Below are 19,045 nucleotides of genomic sequence, written 5' to 3'. Positions count from 1 at the left end.
GACCTAACCGACCTTGCTCATCTCGAAGACGTTGGTCACGGTCTCGCCATTCCATTCGTATTCCAGATACGCAGCGTGACGGCAATCGCGCAGCAGGGTAGTGCGGAAAGCGGCGAGACATTCGCCGCCATGATCTCGCACCGACGGATACGCAATTCCCGGTGCGCCCGCTTCACGCGCAGCCCGTCCCAACGCCTGGCCTGCGACGTAACTGGATGGCGAAAGAATCGCTGGATCAAGCGCGGCCTGTTCCAGCCGACCCTTGCATAGATCGATGACATCGCCTTGTGCTTGGACCGTATAGAGCCGCATCTGCTGGCGCAGTGGTGCTTGTTTCGTATCCGCTAAAAACAGCGCCGAGTGATAACGCGTCTCCTCAATGGCCGTGCGCCGGTCGCGTGCGCAATAAAACACGCCGTAGCTGCCATCGGAGAAACGGCTGCCGTTCGGGTTCAGATGCGTGAAGGCGGCCATGATCGGGCCGTAACCGGCGCCGAACTGACGCTCGGCGAGCGGCACCAGATTCAGGTCACCCACCTCCGTGCGCAAGCGGTCATTGGTCATGGCCTCGAGCGCGTACAAAGCATCGAAATCCTGGGGCGACGCCACGCGGTCGAACAGGTTCACGGCAGGAAAACGCGTCGGAATCACACGGTAGGCCGGCGACCAGTTAAGGTCAATGTGCGGCCAGTCAGCATGCCAGTCGTTTTCAGCTTGCGGCAGATTGGATAGATCGCTCACGCCCAGCCGCCCCGCATCGCATCGAGATATTGGCGAACCGCCACGAGATCGCTCACGTTGCCCGCAAGCATGCGGTCAAGCGCGCGCCGTCCGCCAAATGGCGGCGCGGTATTCGCGCGCTTGATCCAACCATCCGCGGCGTCGGCTTGCGGCAACAGGATCTGCAAGGCTTTGTAAATGCCGAGAATCAGTGACAGCCGCTCGAGCGTGTCGCGCCCGAGACGCGCCGTTTCCGGCGTCTGTTTCCACTTGAAGTACGTGGACCGGCCGGGAGAACCGAGCAAGACGATCTGCTCATCGGCCGACAAAGTCCAGTCGCGCGCGATATTGAAAAACGCGCGCAAGCCCGCCGCGGACATGTCCGCGATCGAAGGCTGGGGCGTAGGAATGGGACGCGGGACGCGTTGAGCGCGTGACATAGCTAAGTCTCGTTAAGAACTTGATTCACATATTAGTCCATTTGTGGACTATATCAAGGTTTAACTGAGATTGCGCGCTGCGCCCAAATCGGTGTCCGTTCGCAGCGGAGCCAAAATAGCGCCGCTGCTCGTGTTCAAGCGTCGATGTTCGCGGTCGCGTCGGTATCCGTGGGACCGTAGCGCCGCCCCGACACGTGCGCGCGCAGTACTTCTGCAATCTCGGAGGTAGTGAACTCTGCCGGCACGACGCTCAGTTGACTGCAGGGGTCGCTTTTGCGCGCCCATTCAACCATGCGATACGGCTTGCCCCATGGCCTTTCCACAGCCTCGGAAAGCCGGCATTCGTGCAGCGGCAGGGCGTGATCGGTTTTCATCGTGGACTTGATGTTTTGAAACGATGCGCTTGCGGCCATGACGTGTCCTCGCGGTGAAAGCCCTGATTTAAAAGCCGCCGTCTTCGGCGGCGGCAAAAGCTCGCGTTTGTAATGTGCCCTCCGACAATTAAGTGCAGCTTAAAATCAGCCGGGTTTACGTGCACACGAACGTGCACACGACTCTTTGCCGCACGAATGCTTTTCCGTCGCGCGGCATTACTGTATATTCATACAGGTGAGCGCTTTTGCATGGACACGAAACATGAACGGTCATTCTTCTGCTGAAGCCGCTGCGCTCGCGCGATACGTGCAAGCTACACGTGAGGTATCGGCCGCTTTTGACGCTACGCGCAGCGAACCGGAACTGGCCGCGCACGGCCGCACCGTCGCGTTGGCGCTGCAACGGCTGGACAGCGCGTTGCTTGAACTCGATACATCGCAGCGCTCGCTGGACGCTATACTTTCGCGCGCCGGCGGACACTGAACACTCTGGAGCAATTGCTGTGAGATCTGCTTTATCCACTTTATCTTCGAACGTCTTGCTTGCGATCCTGGCCGGATTCATGGGTCTCGGTTCGCTTCCGGCGGCAGCGGCCGCACGCTACGTCGAAGTCTGGAATCCGCCCGAAGCGTCGATGCACAAATCGAAGGCCAAACCGCGCGGCGCACAGATGGCGCAGGTAAAGAAAAAGCGCAAGAGCGGCCCGGCCGTCAAGCAAGTCGCCGATAGAACCAACATCGCGCCCCCGGCGCTCACGCCGGCTCCTGCAATTCCGGGACATGCGAAAACAGCGCCCAAAGGACCGGACTCAACGCCGCGCCTGCCGCCGCTGATCGGGCCGGACGGACGTGTCCTGCGCGTGTGATACGGCGCGGCACAAAAATCTAAAAAGCTGACCGCACGACTCCGCCGTCCACTCGCAATGCTGCGCCATTCGTAGCCGACGACGCTTCCGAGCACACATACACCACCATATTTGCTACTTCCTCGGTTGTGGCAAACCGCTTGAGCAGGGAACTCGGCCGCGCCGTTTCGAAGAAGCCCTTCTCGAACTCTGCGAACGACTTGTCGCCCATGCCCTTCGCGGCCATTTCGTCGAGACCCTCGGAATGCGTCGGACCGGGTAATACCGCGTTCACCGTGACGCCCGTGCCTGCACAGTATTCGGCGAGCCCACGCGACAATCCGAGTTGCGCGGTCTTCGTCACACCGTAGTGGATCATCTCGACGGGAATCTGGACGCCGCTCTCGCTGCTGATGAACACCACACGGCCCCAGTTCTTCGCTTTCATCTTCGGCAAATAGGCGCGCGTGAGGCGAACGCCTGACATCACGTTGGTATCAAAGAAACGCGACCATTCGTCGTCCGGAACTTCCTCGAACGGTTTCACATCGAATATGCCCAAGTTGTTCACCAGGATGTCGACGGCGGGATACTGCGCAACAAGCACATCGATTTGGCTGGCGTCCGAGAGGTCCCCTGCGAATCCTTCCGCGTTCGCGTCGGGCACCTGGGCGCGTAGCTTTTCCAGGGCTTCATCGACGGATGCCTGCTTGCGGCCGTTCACGATCACGCGCGCACCTTCGCGAGCAAGTCCGGTGGCGATCGCAAGGCCAATGCCTTTCGTCGATCCCGAGACGAGCGCGAGTTTGTCTTCCAGGTGGAGGTCCATGAGATGTGTACTCCTTGATTAGCGGATGTCGAAGAGCGGTCGGTAGCAAACGAAAACCGCCTGCCACAAGCGATGTTCTACTTTGGCAGGCGATCACACAGCGATTTCGAGTCAGTGCCTGACTAAAAGTAAAAGGCAAGCGACTGACACACTGGTCGGCTTATACCCCTAGATTCGTCCCATGAGCAGCAGCACGATCACAATGATTACTACCACGCCCAGGATACCGCTTGGGCCATAGCCCCAGCTACGGCTGTGCGGCCACGAAGGGAAAGCCCCGAGCAGCAGCAGGATCAACACGACAAGCAAGATTGTTCCGATCATTCCACTTCTCCTTAATTATTAAAGTCTGCTGAAGAGTGAATGGCGATGCCGCGTATGGTGCGGCGTGAGTATCGGCGGATTGCTTCTTTATGTGTCCACAGCGCCAATACCCTCGCGATTGCCGCTTTGATTGAGCAAGCGCTGTGCCTATGGCGAAAAGTATGTGGGGCGGGGAGGAAGCCGGAAAGAGGACAAACAGCCGCCGGCTATCGGGCAAATTCTGCAAGCGCGCGAGCGGTTTGAAAAAACCGCTCGCGGTGAAACGGGCTAAGACCGCGTTTGGGAAAGCCCGATAGATCTAGCTAGCCGCCGCTTAGAACAACCCGCGGAACACCCAGAACAATCCCGCCGCGAGTCCGATCGAAACCGGCAGGGTCAAGACCCAGGCAAGCGCGAGACTACGCACGGTGCGCCATTGCAGCCCAGAACCGTTCGCCGCCATGGTCCCCGCCACGCCGGAGGACAGCACATGGGTTGTACTGACCGGCAGGCCGTAGACGTCCGCTGCGCCAATGGTCAACATTGCGACAAGTTCCGCCGACGCCCCCTGTCCATAGGTCAGATGCGTCTTGCCAATCCGTTCACCGACCGTCACCACGATCCGCTTCCAGCCGACCATCGTGCCCAAACCGAGCGCGACCGCTACGGCCACTTTCACCCACGTCGGAATGAACTTGGTCGAATGGTCGAGCTGGCCTTTGAAGTTCTTGAGCACGGCGGCGTCATCGGCGGCGAAGGCGGGCGCATTTTGCTTGTCCATCAGGCGCAGCGCTTCGGAGGTCACATACATGTTATTGCGGACGTTGCCCACGATATCTTGCGGCACAGCTGCCATCGACGACGAAGACCCGACTTGTCCATCGATGATATCGGTGAGCTGCTTGAGCGCGACCACGGTGTCCGGCTGGACCGCCTTGGTCTGCACGTAGTGCTGCACCACCGCGCGCGGGTCTGCAACGGGCGCCGCGCCATTGGTGTACTTGCCGAGCACTTCCGACGCGTGGTGGCCCACCGACAGGAACGTCTGCGTCTCGGCCGGCGTAACGGCCTTGTTCAGCGCATAGGCGGTCGGCACGGTGCCGATCAGGATCAGCATGATGAGGCCCATGCCTTTCTGGCCGTCGTTGGAGCCGTGCGCGAACGACACGCCCGTGCACGTCAGGATCAGCAGGCAGCGAATCCAGAACGGCGGCGGCGTGTTCTTCTTCGGCTCTTTATAGAGCGCGGGAACGCGCACTACGAGCTTCATCACGTACAGCAGGAATCCCGCCAGGATGAAGCCGACCAACGGCGAGAACAGCAGCGATTTGCCGACTGCGAGCGCCTGGTTCCAGTCGACACCCGATGTCCCCGACGGGCCGTGCATCATCTGGTTCATCAAGCCGACGCCGATCACCGAGCCAATCAGGGTATGGGAGCTCGATGAAGGAATGCCGAGCGCCCAGGTACCGAGGTTCCAGATGATCGCGGCGATCAGCAGGGCGAAGACCATCGCAAAGCCCTGCGATGTCCCCACGCCCAGGATCAGTTCCACCGGCAGCAGTTGCAGGATGCCGAACGCCACCGCGCCGCTCGATACCAGCACGCCGAGAAAATTCCATGCGCCCGACCAGACGACCGCGAGGTTAGGCGCGAGCGAATGGGTATAGATGACGGTGGCCACCGCATTTGCCGTATCGTGGAAACCGTTTACGAATTCGAAGCCAAGCGCGATCATCAAGGCGACGCCAAGCAGGACGTAAGGCAAGATTGAAGACTGCTGGACCGACTCCAGGTCATGCATCAGGTGCGTCACGCAATAGATAATGCCAACGGCAATCACAACGAGGAATATCGGCATGCTCAGCCGGCGACTAAGCGAGCGGGGTCCGTTGCTGTCGTTACTATCGGGTAGGGTCAAGTCAGGCATGGAACATCCTTTGAGCTAGAGGCTGCGCGTGTGACGTAAGGGATTCAGGCGTTGTGAAACACTGAACGGCGTTGCTTCTGGCGATGGAGGCGACCATGTTTGCACACGATTTATGGCTTTTTGATGACATTTGAAAGAATTGAAATTTGTCTGATTTGAAGGTGCGGTTCGCGACTTGCTGCCAGCTAAGGACAGCCGCTCATGATGGGGAAGTTATGTTGCAACTCGTCGAGTTGAGGATGGTTTCTCTGGATGTTTCGAGCGGTCCGCTGGACCAGGCGCTCGCGCGACTGAGCCGGTTCGTGACGGCGCGCCGGACGGATTTCGTGCTGCGATCGCAAAAAGCCGGGACCAACCTGGCGGAGTGGGACGTCGGGATCGAGACGCACGATGACCATCGGGTTTTCGTGGCCATGCACCGGGACTGGCCGCTGGTCCGGCGGATTGAAACCGAGGCGGGTCCGTTTGACACGCTGCATGGCTGGATCAAGTCGGAGGCACTGCTGACTGATCTCAAGACGCTGCTCGGCGACGCAAGCTTTACCTTGAGCGAGGCCACGGAGACGGCAATCGTCGAGTGGGACACGCCCGGCGAGATGGACACTGGCGTGCACGTGCGCGTCACGCTGCGGGCTGAACCGGATCGTCCGGCAAGGCTGACGCTCACGGCCGCTGCGGACGCTCGCGAAGCGCTGTTCGCGAGCGCGCACGAGATTGTGGAGGCGCTGTCGTTCCTGATCGTGCCGGTTGCTATCGACAGTTCCTTGCGTGAGCCGGTCAGGGCGGCCAAGCTGAAGTTGCCTGAAGGAGCGAGTACGACCGATGCATTCGTCGCGATCGGCAAGTCAGCGGCGGCGCAGTGGTTCGGCAACGACGCTGCGTCGCGCGGCGGGCTCGAGGTGGAACACGTGCATCAATTGCGTGTCGCGCAGCGCCGCCTGAAGACGGCGCTCAAGCTTTTCCCTGATTGGATCGACGAGGAGTGGACCGGGAAAATCGCGCCCGACCTGAAATGGTTCGGCGATTTGCTGGGTGATGCCCGCGACTGGGATGTCTTCACCGACACCACGCTTGCCGCCTATGCGGAATCGGATGAGCCGCAGCACAAGGACGCGTGGAAACCGACCCATGGCGCCGCCGACGGCAACCGCATCGCTGCTCGGCAGCGTCTGCAGGACGCTATGAATTCCCCGCGCTATGCCCGGCTCGCGCTCTCTTATGTCGAGTGGTTCAGCGCGCTTGAACCGCCCGCTGGCCATACGAACCAGACGCTGGCCGTCTATGCACAGAAGCGCATCACTAAGCATTATCGAAAGATCGAGCGTGCACCGGATCTCACCACGATCGATGCCGCGACGCGGCACAAAGTGCGAATACACGCCAAGCGCTTGCGTTACGCGCTCGAATTTTTTCGCTCCCTGCTGACCCGGAAAACCCGTAAGGAGGTGGAGGACGCATTGGGGAGGTTGCAAAGCGTCCTGGGCGACGGCAACGACGCGGCCGTCGCTGCTCAGCGCCTGGCCGATCTGAAGGAAGCCGGTGAATTCCAGAAGGGTTTGGCGAAGGGCTTTGCCGTCAACGCGCAACGGATGAGCGCAATGGAAGGCGAGCGCATCCTGCGCAAGATAAAGCCACCGCGGATCAAATGAGTGAATGCATCGATATCCATGACTGACGAATCTCGTAGTACACCGCATGATCTCATCGAAGTGGACGGCTCAGTCTGGCTGCGAAGCGGCGAGGCCACGCTTGGCGGCGCGGCGCGCATTGCGTTGCTCGCGGCCATCCAGCAGACCGGTTCGATTACGGGTGCGGCGAAGGCCGTCGGCATGAGTTACAAGGCGGCGTGGGACGCCATCGACACCATGAACAACCTTGCCGGCACCACGCTCGTCGTGCGCGCCACGGGAGGCAAGGGCGGCGGCGGGACCACTTTGACAGCGCAGGCGCTGAGACTGATCGATACGTATCGGGCCATCGAACGGGAGCATCGGGCGTTTCTGGAGCGCGCCGGCGCGGCGATTGAAGGCTTCGCGCAGGACTGGCGGCTGATTGGACGAATCGGCATGAAAACGAGCGCACGCAACCAGTTGTTCGGCACGGTAAGTAAAGTCACGCGCGGTTCCGTGAATGACGAGGTCGAGCTGACATTGTCCGGTGGCCAATCGATCGTCGCGGTGCTCACGCACGAAAGCACCACATCGCTCGGTCTCAAGGAGGGCGTGGAGGCGTTCGCGCTCGTGAAGGCGTCGTGGGTCATGCTGATGGTCGATGACGCCGAAGAGTCTTCCAAACCCATGCGGATCTCCGCGCGAAACCAGTTGCGCGGCAAGGTGTCCAGCGTGACGCCGGGCGCGGTGAACGCGGAGGTGTCGCTGGCGCTGGACGACGCCACCACCGTCACTGCCGTCATCACCAACGAGAGCGTGACGACGCTCGGCCTGATGCAAGGCCAGGCCGCCATCGCGGCGTTCAAGGCGTCGAGCGTGATTCTTGGCGTGACGGATTGAGTGTGTTGAGGGCATCGTCCGGTAGCACGATGCCTTCGCGCAAACTCACGACCTGATCGCCGAACATGGCGACGTCGTCGGGATCGTGCGTGATGAGCACCATCGGAATATCTAGGCGGCTTTGAAGGTCGGCCAGTTCCTGGCGCATGCGCTGGCGCAAGGTCATGTCGAGCGCTGAAAAAGGTTCGTCGAGCAACAGCAATTGCGGATGCGGAACCAGCGCGCGCGCCAACGCAACGCGCTGCTTTTGCCCACCCGATAATTGCGCCGGAAACTGCCGCGCCACTTGGGTCAGGTCGAACGCGTGCAGCCAGTAGTCCACGTCCTTGTGCGCTACGTGTTTCGACGGATTCCACCAGCCGCGCTTCAGGCCGAAGGCAATGTTCTGGCGCACGTTCAGGTGCGGGAACAGCGCGTAGTCCTGAAATAGATAGGCTATCCGACGCGCTTGCGGGCTCAGGTCGATCGCGTTGGCAGTATCGAGCAACGTGGCGCCATTCAGTACGATCTCGCCTTCATCCGGCGTGATCAGGCCGGCGATGGTTTGCAGCGTCAGGCTTTTGCCTGCGCCCGACGGCCCGAACAGCACGATGCGCTGACTGGTCGAACGAAACGAAATATCAAGCATGAAATCGCGTTCGGGCGTGATGAAATGCTTGCGCAGGCGCACGGAGAGTGCGGTCATGGCGGTCATCTTCAGCGCACCGCTGCGGTGGAGCGCTGCGGCAGCAGCCTTCCGGCTGCGAGCAGGATGACCACGCAGGTGACCGAAGTCACGATCACGAGGATGTTCGCGGTGCTGTCGTCGCCGGCCTGGACAGCTGCATAGACGGCGACCGAAAGCGTCTGCGTCCTTCCCGGCAGGTTCCCGGCGATCATCAGCGTGGCGCCGAACTCCCCGAGCGCCCGCGCGAACGCGAGCAGTGCGCCGGCCAGGATGCCGCGCGCGGCGAGCGGCAGCGTCACGCGAAAAAATACGGCGGCTTCGCTGATGCCGAGCGTGCGAGCCGCACGTTCGAATTGCGGATCGACGGTTTCAAACGCGGCACGCGCCGACTTCAGAACAAGCGGGAACGCGACCACGGCTGACGCGATCACCGCGCCTTGCCATGTGAATACCAACTGGATGTCGAACTTGTCGAGCCATGCACCGATCACGCCGCGCCGGCCCAGCAACACGAGCAGGTAATAACCGAGGACGGTAGGCGGCATGACCAGCGGCAGCGTCAGCAACGAGTCGACGAGCTCACGCGCCGACGAACGCCAGCGCGACAACCCAAACGCCACCGCGACGCCGAGCACGACATCGATTGCTGTCGCCCATCCCGCTACTTTCAGCGACAACAGCAGTGGGATCCACGCCTGGTCCATGGTTCTATGGTTTATATAGCAGCGTCATTTCACCGGCGGTTTGAAGCCGAATTGCGCGAGCGTCTTCTGGCCATCCGGCGACAACACATACGCGATGAACTGCTGGGCATCGGCTGCATGTTTGCTCTGGGCAACCTGGGCGATGGGGTAGGTAATCGATGTTTGCGTCGGCACGTTCAGCGCCACTTTCACGCGATCCGGCATGACGGCGGCGTCGGTGCTGAATACGAAGCCGGCGTCCACTTCGCCGCGTGCCACGTAGTCCAGGCTTTGGCGCACGTTGGCCGCGAGCACGCCCTTGGCGCTGACTGCGTCCCATACGCCGGCTTCCTTGAGCGCGCCTTCGGTATAACGGCCGACAGGTACTGACGCCGGATCCCCATAGGCCACGCGTTTCACGCTGGCGGCCGTGAGATCCTTGACGCTGGCGGGTGCGAACGCGCTGTCTTTCGGCACGATCAGCACGAGCGAGTTGGCAGCAAAGTCGCGGCGGGAGTCGGTGGCGATGACCTTTTCGTCCACAGCCTTGTCCATGGCTTTTTGATCGGCGGAAGCGAACACATCGGCGGGAGCGCCTTTGACGATTTGCTGCATCAACACGTCGGAGGCGCCGAAGTTCATCAGGACTTTCGTGCCGGGATGCTGTTTCTCATAGGCATCGCCGATGGCTTTGAACGCGTTGGTCAAACTTGCTGCAGCGGACACGACGATTTCATCGGCGTGGGCGGCGGATTGCAGCGTGAACGTGAAGACAGCAGCGATCAGCGAGTGCTTGAGATTGAACACGATGGACAGGTCGAGTGGAATAGAAAGCGCATCGTAATATATTTGGGTTTATAACGATAGGCCGTTCGTTTCCCCCTACTTTGCGCTGGTGGCATTGACCCTGACCGCCGCCCAAACGGTCGCGACAGAACGCCCTTTACGACTCCGACGTCCCCGAAAACCTCACATCGATATGTTGCGACCGCGGTGCAACGGGCTTGTCATAGCGTCCCGCTTTCCATCGAGCGCGAATGTAGGGCTGTTCGCGGCCTGACAAATGCAGCGCGACATCCGTGATCCAGCGCTGCGTTGGCACAGAAATCCCATGCAGCGTGATAGCCACCAGTGCAAGGCTCACCGCGACTGGCGCCGCCGCCAATTTGCCGGACTCAGCCCGCCAGGCGAACACCACGAATACCAACGCGGCGAGCGCGCCGAGCCCGCATCCTGTCACCACCTCCGACACTGAATGCGCATTCAGCAAGATCCGCGACACGCCGACCACCATGCCGATCAGCACGCCGGCGGTCACGCCAGACACGCGCACCCATCGGCGCCCCGGCAAACACGCGACGAAAAAAGCCACCGGCAATACCGCCGACGACACCATCGCATGCCCGCTGATGCCCGTGAAATCCAGGTCGCGCACGCCGACACCCCATCCCATGAACGCGATTTTCGTCAGCGCGACCAGTACGCTGGCGGCGCCGAGCACAGCCAGCCAGCACGCGGCGTAACGCCATGGATACCCAAGCGCCAGCCATGCGGCAACCGCGAGGGCGAGCGGAATCATGACGCCGACGCTGCCGAGCGAAGTAATCGAGAGCCAAAGAGAATGCGGCAAGTCAGGCATGAAGATTGATACTGCAGAGCGGGGAGAACCAACAGTATACCTGCCACGCAGCCCTCTAAAATTTTTAGAGGGAGTCTAAAAATAACAACGAATTGAATCAAAATTCTTGCAACGTACCTGATCAACCGCTTACATGACGTCAACGTGACGCCATGTGAAATTCTGTGGTGCGCGCACAGTCTCGGAAACGGTGTTATTGTGCACTGCACAACATTCGTCATTCCCAAAGGGATTTGGCGATCCATCCTTCTGTGCGGACCCTTAATTCGATGCCAAAAAGCCTGACAAAACTCTGGCTGCGAGGCTTGAAACGCCTTGTAGCGACGCAGCTCGCTCCGCCCCGAGCGCCTAAAACGCGCGTTACGGCGAAGCCCCCGGCGAGGCCTGTTCGCGCCAAGGTGGCCAAGCCGGCCTCGGCGAAACCCAAAATTACACCGAAACCGCGTGTTGCGCGCGAGTCGCGGGTGAGGCCGCGTGCCTCGGCATGGGCGGCGGGAAAGTGGAGCCGGTCGTTTCATTCGGCTCCGCCGACAGCGGGCCGGTTCGTCAACCACCTGGCGTACGCGTTGTATCTACCGACTGGCGCGTCCCTCACGGACATGCCGCTGGTCGTGATGCTGCACGGCTGCCAGCAATCGGCTGAAGAGTTCGCGCAGGGCACACGGATCAATTTGCTCGCGGACCGCTTCGGATTTGCCGTGCTGTATCCCGAGCAATCCAAAACGGCGCACGTGCACCGCTGCTGGCATTGGTACGAGGATTCAGCCAGTTCGGGCGGAGGAGAAGCGGCAGCGGTCGCTTCCCTGGTGCGCGAGGTGGTTGCGCGTCACCATTTCGACTCCGAGCGTATTTATGTGGCCGGAATGTCGGCCGGAGCGGGGCTGGCAGCCATGCTTGCCGTCAAGTATCCGTCGCTGTTCGCGGCCGTCGGATTGCATTCAGGCGTGGTTTTCGGCGACGCACACTCCGCAATCGGCGCAATGGACGCCATGCGGCGCGGCAGCCGCGGCGACCCGGTCGGCCTGATCGAGGCTGCAGTCGACGTCGCCGATTACCCCGGCATGCCGGCCATCATCGTGCACGGCGAGCTGGATTCGGTCGTATCGAAGACCAATGCCGAGCAACTGACAACGGAGTTCCTGCGCCTGAACCGTTTCATCGACGCAAACGGCGCCTGGCGCAGCGGTGAACGCCGCGAGGAAAAGCAAGCCGACAACGTGGTGACGGACTACGTCAAAAGTGGGCGGCGAGTCATCAAGACGTGCATCGTCCGCGGTTTGGGCCATGCCTGGAGCGGCGGTGACGACACCGTGCAGTTCCATTCTTCCAAAGGTCCGGATGCGTCGGCCATGTTCTGGGAATTCTTCAAATACCAGCGCCGGGTGCAATCGGCCGTGCGCGACGAGACCCTGGTTTAGCCTCGAGTGTTGTAAAAAAGTCTTTCGTATCAACGCGATTCTTTTTTGAGCACTAGTATTTGCTTAGGGATTACCCTATACTTCGTTCAAAGCACTAGGTAATTACCCTAATCATTTAAGCGAGGTTCACCATGTATCTGCTCAGCCGCCTCTTCCTGTTCCTGACCAAATCCGCCGACCAGCGTGACAAGGAGCGCAACGACGCTTATCTGGCCGAAGCTACCGACATTTATGATCTCGAATACCGCATGCAGAAGCTGGATCGTCGCGTATCGTCGCGTCATCCCTCGTGGCTCGCACAGTAATTCCGTAGCAGTTCCGCGGTAGTTCGATTAGTCAGCAGAAGGATAAGCAGGATTCGTCACGTCGAAGACGGCGTTGTCGAAGCAAAAAAATGCCGGCCACGAGAGCCGGCATTTTTGCGTCTGGCGATTGCTGCACCGTTCGCCTGATAGGCGCAAGCTCTCCGCCGCTCATGCGCCCCAACGTTGAACTCAGACCAGCTTGACGCGTACGTCGACGTTACCGCGCGTTGCGTTCGAATACGGGCACACTTGGTGAGCCGTCTCTACCAGGGTTTGCGCTTCCGCCGCGTCCAGTCCCGGCAATGAAACACGCAATTCAACGTCCAGCGCGAAGCCGCCTTTGTCATTCGGGCCCACGCCCACGTCGGCGGTAACCGTCGTATCGGCGGGAATGGTCTTCTTTGCCTGACCGGCGACAAACTTCATCGCGCTCAGGAAACAGGCCGAATAGCCAGCAGCAAACAGTTGTTCAGGGTTCGTGCCGGCTGCGCCCGTGCCGCCCAATGCCTTCGGCGCGCTCAATTTCACATCCAGGTTTTCATCCGACGATACTGCCCGGCCATCGCGGCCACCGGTGCTCGTTGCGGTTGCTGTGTAAAGAATGCTCATGATGTTCTCCTGTTCAATGGTTGCCGCTCGGCGGCAGAAAGAGGTTACTGCAGGTCTGAAGTTCGGTAATGCGGTGCCAACTGGAATAAATATATCGCACTAATCATTAGTACACAAATTAAATTGACGTGTTGGTGATTGATTGTGACTATCGGTTTTTTAGGATTCGTTGTGTTCCATCAGGGACGTGCGTAGCTGCACGAGATCATCGCGCAGCTTGATGAGCCGGTCGGCGTCCGAGCCGGCTGCGCAGTAGATCTCGCCGGGAATATCGCTGATAGCGTTCTTCAGTTCACGGCCGGCGTCGGTGAGGTGGATGTGTACTTGCCGCTCATCTTCAATACCGCGCACGCGCTTGATATACCCCTGCGCTTCAAGACGCTTGAGCAGAGGGGTCATGGTGGCCGAATCGAGGCTTAGCCGTTCGGCCATCTGCTTGACGGTCAGATCATCGCTTTGCCATAGCACCAGCATGGTCAGGTACTGGGGATAGGTCAGTCCGACCTTGTCCAGCAGCGGTTTGTACGTCTTGGTCATCGCGAGTGAGGTCGAGTACAGCGCGAAGCAAAGCTGGGCGTCGAGTTCGAGCGAGAATTGCGGAAGTGAGGTCATGGCGGTCGCGCCTGAATACGCTAAAAAACGGAGATAAGGATAGTGTACGCAAATATTTAGCGCACGAAGGAAATCGTGCATCAGCACTTCACGACTCGTCACAAAACAAAACGCCGATGACCAGGCAGTCATCGGCGTTCGCTCATCAGTTTTCGTTCATTCGGGAAGATTCACACCGGCGGTTCGGACGGATTCGGGATATCAGGTGAATCTTCCGATTGCACCCCGAAACAGCCGCGATATGTCGCGTAAAACGAGCAATACAACGCGGTCGTGACAAGGATGGACGCTGGCATCAACACCGCGAGGGCCATATCCTGCTCCGCGCCGATCGCTTGCATCAACGCGCTGAGTCCGAAGGACACGGCAAGCGCAATACCAATCCATAACACGCCATAGATGACGAACGCACCGCGATTGCGCCAGCAACTCACGAAGCTGAAGAACAGCGCTTTCACCGGCGGCACGTCGTGCCAGGCGACCAAAATGGGCGCGAACCAGAACAGCATGGCCACCGGCAGATAGCAGACCATGGCGACGAGCACCGCGAGCGGATTGAAGCTTGCCGCCACGGTTTCCGGATCGCCGGCCGGGCCGTTGCCGAGCATCATGTTGAGCAGCAAGCCGCCGTCGGCCAGCGCGGACGCGGCGAAGATCAAGCCCATGGCTGCCACGTAGATCACGCCAAGCACGAGCAAGCGGCGGGCGACGATCTGCCCGTAGGTACGAAAGCCGTCGACGAGCACCGTCGGCCAGACCGGTTTCTTGGCGATGGTATTGCGGCAAGCCGCCATGAACCCTACGGCCACGCCGGGAATCAGCAGCAGCGGGAGCACGGGGCCGATCAGCGGCAGCCGCGAGATCAGCGTCATGGCAAACAGATAGGCGAAGAACACCGTGAGAAACGCGAGCGGATTCCGGCGAAACAGCCAGATACCCTGGCGGAACCACACATAACCGGTTTTGGCGGGGACTTCGATCAATTGCATTGATTAATTACCGTGAACGGGAGGGGGCGCAACTTTGATGCGCTCGCGCAAGATGCGTTCGAAATGGCCGGGATCGTGCGGTTTTAGCATCTCGGCTTCGCGTGGCCGGTAAAAATCATAAAGGCGCGACACCCAGAAGCGCAACGCGCCTGCGCGCAGCATGTCGTTCCAGTGATGCGCTTCGGCCGGCGTGAACGGGCGCACTGTCTGATAGGCGCGCAGCAACGCGTCGACTCGTGCCGTATCCAGCGCGCCGGTGGTCAAATCAGTGCACCAGTCGTTCACGCATACGGCGACATCGAAGAGCCATTTGTCGTTGCCGGCAAAATAGAAATCGAAGAACCCGCCGAGCCGCGTTTCATCCGCGCTCGGATGCGCGAACAGCACATTGTCGCGGAACAGGTCGCAATGGCATGGGCCTTCGGGCAGCAACCCATATTCTTCCGATGCAAAAAACGCCGCCTGATGCGCGAGTTCGCTGGTGACCAGCACGCGCTGTGCGTCGGTTAAATGCGATAGCACGGCGGGCACGTTCTCTTGCCACCATGCGAGGCTGCGCAAGTTCGGCTGATACGCGGGGAAATCCCGGCCGGCCAAATGAAGCCGTGCCAGCATCTGGCCCACTTCGATGCAATGCAAGGGACCCGGCGCAAGTTCCGGGGCGCCGTCCAGTTTCGTCACGATCGCCGCCGGCTTGCCGTTCAGCGTGCCGAAAAGCGCGCCGTCGAGGCGGGGCATGGGATCGGGAACCGGCACGGCGTGATGTGCCAGATGGCGCATCAGGTCGAGATAAAACGGCAATTGCGCGGCCGTGAGGTTCTCGAAGATCGTCAGCACATACTCGCCGCGCGTGGTCGTCAGGAAGAAGTTGCTGTTCTCGATACCGGATGCAATGCCACGGAAATCGACGGCTTCGCCGAGTTCGTAGTGTTGGAGCCAGTCGGTGAGCTGGGAATCGGTGACAGCGGTGAATACGGCCATGCGGGAGAGCTTTGGTGAGGTTGAACTTGCAGGATGACCGGCAACGACATGCGGCGGGCGGGTCAGTCAGGCGTTGCGTCGCCGTGAATCGTCGCCGTGAATCGTCGCCTTGAAGCAGCGGCGCGGCGCTCAGCGGATGGACGGCGGCCGCAGGCTGTCGAGCGCTTAATAGTTACTCGATAAGCGCTGGACAACCCTTCAATAAACGTTCAGTAAGTCAGGTTCCAGGAAGGCAGGCGCGTGCTGGGCTTGCCGTTATCGCGCACGCTCGGCGACGTGTCGGCGGGTGCGCTCATCTGATAACGCGTGCCGAAGTTCGAGCGCACGTCGATTTCCACCGGTTTGCCTTTGTCGCGGTATTCCGTGATTTCGGTGCCGTTCGTGCTTTGTTCGTGATAGCTCGGCAGGCGCGGCGGCGAAATTTCCACCTTCGACGTGACCTGCGCGGCGGGCCGGTTGATGGCCTTGAGGTCCGGCAGCCCGGCATTCTCTTCAGGCGACATGACGTGCGCCGGCGGAGCATCCGTCGCGGGGGCCGATTGCGCGTAGGCGCCCAGGCTGGCTGCGGCGAGAATGGCCGCGATGGCGACAGATTGAAGCGGCTTCATGATGTTTCTCCAGATGAGTGCCCGGATTTTAGCAAAACGCACTCGTGAAAGGGGCACTAAAGGGACACTAAAGGGACCTTGAGCCGTGCCCAAAAGCCTTATTTTGCGCTGGTTTCATTGAAACCGTGTTGGCGCGGCTGAACGTGTTGAAGAAACGCATCGCCGGGAGGGGTGTTCATGGGCGTGTGGTTCTTCCGTGTTAATGTCGATTCATCACAAGAGCGCAGAAGATCATGACAAACGACCGGACTCAAGCCAGCCATTCCACGCCTGCCAACAACTTCCCCACGGAGTCTTTCGACGACCCCGTGGCCGCGGTCGCGCGGATATCGGCAATCTACGAAGCCAACACCTCTTTCCTGCGCGACGCGTTCGCGCGCTATAGAAAAAACGAACCTTTTGCGCATCGCGTGCGGGCGTGTTACCCGTTCGTGCGGGTGCGTACCGAGTTGAATACGCAGATCGATTCACGCCGTTCCTATGGCTTTGTCGCAGGGCCCGGCATATTCGAAACCACGCTCACGCGGCCCGATTTATTCGGCCATTACTATCGCGAACAATTGCGGCTGCTTACCAAGAATCATCATGTGGGGATCGAGATAGGAGTGTCGGCGCAACCCGTGCCTATTCACTTCGCGTTTGCGGAAGGCATTCACCTGGAAGGCGACCTGGACCGTGACCGGCTGCTCGCCATGCGCAATATCTTCGATATGCCCGATCTCGCGACGCTCGACGATCGCATTGCGAACGGCACCAATGAGCCGGCTCCGGGAGAACCGCATCCACTCGCATTGTTTACTGCGGCGCGAGTGGATTTCTCCTTGCATCGGCTGAAGCATTACACCGCGACTTCGCCTACGCATTTCCAGAACTACGTGCTTTATACGAACTACCAGTTTTATATCGATGAGTTCGTGAAGCTCGGACGCAGGATCATGTCACGTGCGGACGATGAAGAAACGCGGGCGTATAGAAGCGAATACATGTCGTTCGTGGAACCCGGCGACGTGATTACGGGCAACGAGAACCTTGGCGATTCGCAAGAGGAGCAACAGGGCGTCGCCCCTCCCAGGTTGCCGCAAATGCCCGCCTATCATCTGAAACGCGCCGATGGCAGCGGCATCACCATGGTCAATATAGGAGTGGGCCCGTCGAATGCGAAGACGATCACGGACCATATAGCCGTGCTTCGGCCGCATGCCTGGATCATGCTCGGGCATTGCGCGGGATTGAGGAATACGCAGCGTTTGGGCGACTACGTATTGGCGCATGGTTATGTGCGCGAAGATCACGTCCTGGACGCCGACCTGCCGTTATGGATTCCGATTCCCGCACTGGCTGAAGTCCAGGTCGCGCTGGAAAAAGCGGTCGCGCAAGTGACGAAACTCGAAGGCGTGGATCTGAAGCACGTCATGCGCACGGGAACTGTGGCGAGCGTGGACAACCGTAACTGGGAGTTACGCGATCACCGTGAGCCGGTACAGCGTTTGTCGCAAAGCCGGGCGATTGCGCTCGATATGGAAAGCGCAACCATTGCCGCCAATGGATTCCGTTTTCGCGTGCCTTACGGAACCTTGCTTTGCGTCTCCGATAAACCTTTGCACGGCGAATTGAAATTGCCGGGCATGGCGGACCAGTTTTATCGCGCGCAAGTGGATCAGCACTTGCAGATCGGCGTCAAGGCGATGGAGTTGTTGCGGATGAACGGGCTATCGAAACTGCATAGCCGGAAGTTGCGAGGGTTTGCGGAAGTAGCCTTTCAATAGCGTTAAAAGCGGCTCCGACAGGAGCCGCTTTTAACGCGCTTATGCAGTCAAACCGGCTATCAAACCATCAAAGGTAAAACATCCGGTCTTCATCCGACTTGCCTTCGGCCGGTTGTTCTTCGGCTGTCTCGCGGTCTTCGTAGAACTGCAGCACCGCATCCAGCACCTTATCGGGATCGTCGATCACCTGCATCAGGTCGAGATCCTTCGCGCTGATCACGCCGGTCGGCACCAGCGTGTTGCGGAACCACGAGAGCAAGCCTTCCCAGAACTCGGCGCCGACCAGCACGATGGGTACGTGCCGCGACTTCTTGGTCTGGATCAGCGTGAGCACTTCGGCCATTTCATCGAGCGTACCGAAACCGCCGGGCATGACCACTACCGCATCCGAATTCTTCACGAACGTGACCTTGCGCGTGAAGAAGTGCCGGAAGCGCAGCGAGATGTCCTGCCACTGGTTGCCCGACTGCTCGTGCGGCAACTCGATGTTCAGCCCCACCGATGGCGACTTTCCCGCATGGGCGCCCTTGTTGGCCGCCTCCATGATGCCGGGGCCGCCGCCGGAGATGACGGCGAAGCCCGCGTCGGAGAATTTCTGCGCGATCTCTATGGTGAGCTTGTAGTACGGCGACTCCGGTTTCAGACGCGCCGAACCATAAATGCTGATGGCAGGCCGGATCTCCGAGAGGTACTCGGTCGCCTCGATAAACTCTGCCATAATCGTGAACATCTGCCACGATGCGCGGGCCTTCTTGGCCGTCGCGCGCTCTTGATCTGCGAGCGATCGCAGACTCGGAATCACTTTTCTTTTGTTCAT

Annotated in this window: 23 protein-coding genes; 7 read left to right on the top strand and 16 right to left on the bottom strand. The window is 59.9% G+C overall.

What is annotated here, in order from left to right:
* Nucleotides 1-3 precede the first annotated feature (3 nt).
* The 3 genes from ACSOSP_RS34810 to ACSOSP_RS34800 all read right to left on the bottom strand — a co-directional run bounded on the left by ACSOSP_RS34810 (nt 4) and on the right by ACSOSP_RS34800 (nt 1,573).
* Nucleotides 4-723 carry an RES family NAD+ phosphorylase gene (locus tag ACSOSP_RS34810; RefSeq protein WP_455315418.1) on the bottom strand — a complete coding sequence of 240 codons (720 nt, stop codon included), beginning with the start codon at nt 721-723 and terminating at the stop codon, nt 4-6.
* 14 nt (nt 724-737) lie between these two features.
* The gene (locus tag ACSOSP_RS34805; protein ID WP_455315186.1) at nt 738-1,160 is read right to left on the bottom strand and encodes an MbcA/ParS/Xre antitoxin family protein; all 423 of its coding nucleotides are present in this window, start codon (nt 1,158-1,160) and stop codon (nt 738-740) included.
* Between the two features lie 134 nt (nt 1,161-1,294).
* Nucleotides 1,295-1,573 carry a DUF2866 domain-containing protein gene (locus ACSOSP_RS34800; protein ID WP_455315185.1) on the bottom strand — a complete coding sequence of 93 codons (279 nt, stop codon included), beginning with the start codon at nt 1,571-1,573 and terminating at the stop codon, nt 1,295-1,297.
* A gap of 223 nt (nt 1,574-1,796) precedes the next feature.
* On the opposite strand from ACSOSP_RS34800, the gene ACSOSP_RS34795 reads away from it, so the two are divergent.
* Complete coding sequence (locus ACSOSP_RS34795; RefSeq protein ID WP_455315184.1) at nt 1,797-2,018, top strand: hypothetical protein; 222 nt, start codon at nt 1,797-1,799, stop codon at nt 2,016-2,018.
* A gap of 19 nt (nt 2,019-2,037) precedes the next feature.
* The gene (locus tag ACSOSP_RS34790; protein WP_455315183.1) at nt 2,038-2,400 is read left to right on the top strand and encodes a hypothetical protein; all 363 of its coding nucleotides are present in this window, start codon (nt 2,038-2,040) and stop codon (nt 2,398-2,400) included.
* Between the two features lie 19 nt (nt 2,401-2,419).
* On the opposite strand, the gene ACSOSP_RS34785 is transcribed toward ACSOSP_RS34790, so the two are convergent.
* The 3 genes from ACSOSP_RS34785 to ACSOSP_RS34775 all read right to left on the bottom strand — a co-directional run bounded on the left by ACSOSP_RS34785 (nt 2,420) and on the right by ACSOSP_RS34775 (nt 5,441).
* A complete protein-coding gene (locus ACSOSP_RS34785; protein WP_455315182.1) occupies nt 2,420-3,208 on the bottom strand; it encodes an SDR family NAD(P)-dependent oxidoreductase in 789 nt (262 codons plus the stop codon).
* Between the two features lie 168 nt (nt 3,209-3,376).
* Entirely contained in the window at nt 3,377-3,532 is a 156-nt protein-coding gene (locus ACSOSP_RS34780; protein ID WP_089160383.1) for a DUF3309 family protein, read from the bottom strand.
* 313 nt (nt 3,533-3,845) lie between these two features.
* Complete coding sequence (locus ACSOSP_RS34775) at nt 3,846-5,441, bottom strand: inorganic phosphate transporter (RefSeq protein ID WP_455315181.1); 1,596 nt, start codon at nt 5,439-5,441, stop codon at nt 3,846-3,848.
* A 215-nt stretch (nt 5,442-5,656) separates the two neighbouring features.
* Here ACSOSP_RS34775 and ACSOSP_RS34770 point away from each other — a divergent pair, with 215 nt between their 5' ends.
* Both ACSOSP_RS34770 and ACSOSP_RS34765 read left to right on the top strand, forming a co-directional pair.
* Nucleotides 5,657-7,090 (top strand): CHAD domain-containing protein, encoded by a 1,434-nt coding sequence (locus tag ACSOSP_RS34770; protein ID WP_455315180.1) that lies wholly within the window; start codon nt 5,657-5,659, stop codon nt 7,088-7,090.
* Nucleotides 7,091-7,108: 18 nt separating this feature from the next.
* Nucleotides 7,109-7,951, top strand: a complete 843-nt coding sequence (locus tag ACSOSP_RS34765) for a TOBE domain-containing protein (RefSeq protein ID WP_455315179.1) — start codon at nt 7,109-7,111, stop codon at nt 7,949-7,951.
* On the opposite strand, the gene ACSOSP_RS34760 is transcribed toward ACSOSP_RS34765, so the two are convergent.
* The 4 genes from ACSOSP_RS34760 to ACSOSP_RS34745 form a co-directional block, all read right to left on the bottom strand.
* Nucleotides 7,914-8,636 carry an ATP-binding cassette domain-containing protein gene (locus ACSOSP_RS34760; RefSeq protein ID WP_455315178.1) on the bottom strand — a complete coding sequence of 241 codons (723 nt, stop codon included), beginning with the start codon at nt 8,634-8,636 and terminating at the stop codon, nt 7,914-7,916. The genes ACSOSP_RS34765 and ACSOSP_RS34760 overlap by 38 nt on opposite strands.
* An 11-nt stretch (nt 8,637-8,647) precedes the next feature.
* Nucleotides 8,648-9,322 (bottom strand): molybdate ABC transporter permease subunit, encoded by a 675-nt coding sequence (modB, locus tag ACSOSP_RS34755; RefSeq protein ID WP_455315177.1) that lies wholly within the window; start codon nt 9,320-9,322, stop codon nt 8,648-8,650.
* A 24-nt stretch (nt 9,323-9,346) separates the two neighbouring features.
* Nucleotides 9,347-10,087: a molybdate ABC transporter substrate-binding protein gene (gene modA / locus ACSOSP_RS34750; RefSeq protein WP_455315417.1), complete on the bottom strand. Its 741-nt coding sequence runs from the start codon at nt 10,085-10,087 to the stop codon at nt 9,347-9,349.
* 157 nt (nt 10,088-10,244) lie between these two features.
* On the bottom strand, nt 10,245-10,940 hold the full coding sequence (locus ACSOSP_RS34745) for a phosphatase PAP2 family protein (RefSeq protein ID WP_455315176.1): 696 nt from the start codon (nt 10,938-10,940) through the stop codon (nt 10,245-10,247).
* 269 nt (nt 10,941-11,209) lie between these two features.
* Here ACSOSP_RS34745 and ACSOSP_RS34740 point away from each other — a divergent pair, with 269 nt between their 5' ends.
* Entirely contained in the window at nt 11,210-12,358 is a 1,149-nt protein-coding gene (locus ACSOSP_RS34740; RefSeq protein WP_455315175.1) for an extracellular catalytic domain type 1 short-chain-length polyhydroxyalkanoate depolymerase, read from the top strand.
* 131 nt (nt 12,359-12,489) lie between these two features.
* Nucleotides 12,490-12,663, top strand: coding sequence for a DUF3563 family protein (locus tag ACSOSP_RS34735; RefSeq protein WP_455315174.1), 174 nt, complete (start codon nt 12,490-12,492; stop codon nt 12,661-12,663).
* Nucleotides 12,664-12,852: 189 nt separating this feature from the next.
* Here the strand turns inward: ACSOSP_RS34735 and ACSOSP_RS34730 are convergent, their stop codons facing one another.
* From ACSOSP_RS34730 to ACSOSP_RS34710, 5 genes are all read right to left on the bottom strand, one after another.
* Nucleotides 12,853-13,272 carry an organic hydroperoxide resistance protein gene (locus ACSOSP_RS34730; protein WP_455315173.1) on the bottom strand — a complete coding sequence of 140 codons (420 nt, stop codon included), beginning with the start codon at nt 13,270-13,272 and terminating at the stop codon, nt 12,853-12,855.
* 159 nt (nt 13,273-13,431) lie between these two features.
* Complete coding sequence (locus tag ACSOSP_RS34725) at nt 13,432-13,884, bottom strand: MarR family winged helix-turn-helix transcriptional regulator (RefSeq protein WP_455315172.1); 453 nt, start codon at nt 13,882-13,884, stop codon at nt 13,432-13,434.
* Nucleotides 13,885-14,054: 170 nt separating this feature from the next.
* A complete protein-coding gene (locus tag ACSOSP_RS34720; RefSeq protein ID WP_455315171.1) occupies nt 14,055-14,873 on the bottom strand; it encodes a BPSS1780 family membrane protein in 819 nt (272 codons plus the stop codon).
* Between the two features lie 3 nt (nt 14,874-14,876).
* Complete coding sequence (locus ACSOSP_RS34715) at nt 14,877-15,854, bottom strand: homoserine kinase (RefSeq protein ID WP_455315170.1); 978 nt, start codon at nt 15,852-15,854, stop codon at nt 14,877-14,879.
* A 209-nt stretch (nt 15,855-16,063) separates the two neighbouring features.
* Entirely contained in the window at nt 16,064-16,462 is a 399-nt protein-coding gene (locus tag ACSOSP_RS34710) for a hypothetical protein (RefSeq protein WP_455315169.1), read from the bottom strand.
* A 233-nt stretch (nt 16,463-16,695) separates the two neighbouring features.
* Between ACSOSP_RS34710 and ACSOSP_RS34705 the strand changes: the two genes are divergently transcribed.
* A complete protein-coding gene (locus ACSOSP_RS34705) occupies nt 16,696-18,228 on the top strand; it encodes an AMP nucleosidase (RefSeq protein ID WP_455315168.1) in 1,533 nt (510 codons plus the stop codon).
* Between the two features lie 67 nt (nt 18,229-18,295).
* On the opposite strand, the gene ACSOSP_RS34700 is transcribed toward ACSOSP_RS34705, so the two are convergent.
* Entirely contained in the window at nt 18,296-19,045 is a 750-nt protein-coding gene (locus tag ACSOSP_RS34700) for an LOG family protein (RefSeq protein WP_455315167.1), read from the bottom strand.

Source organism: Caballeronia sp. KNU42, from assembly GCF_053760385.1.
Note: the sequence above shows the minus strand (reverse complement) of the source record. Positions and strands in the feature narration are given on the sequence as shown.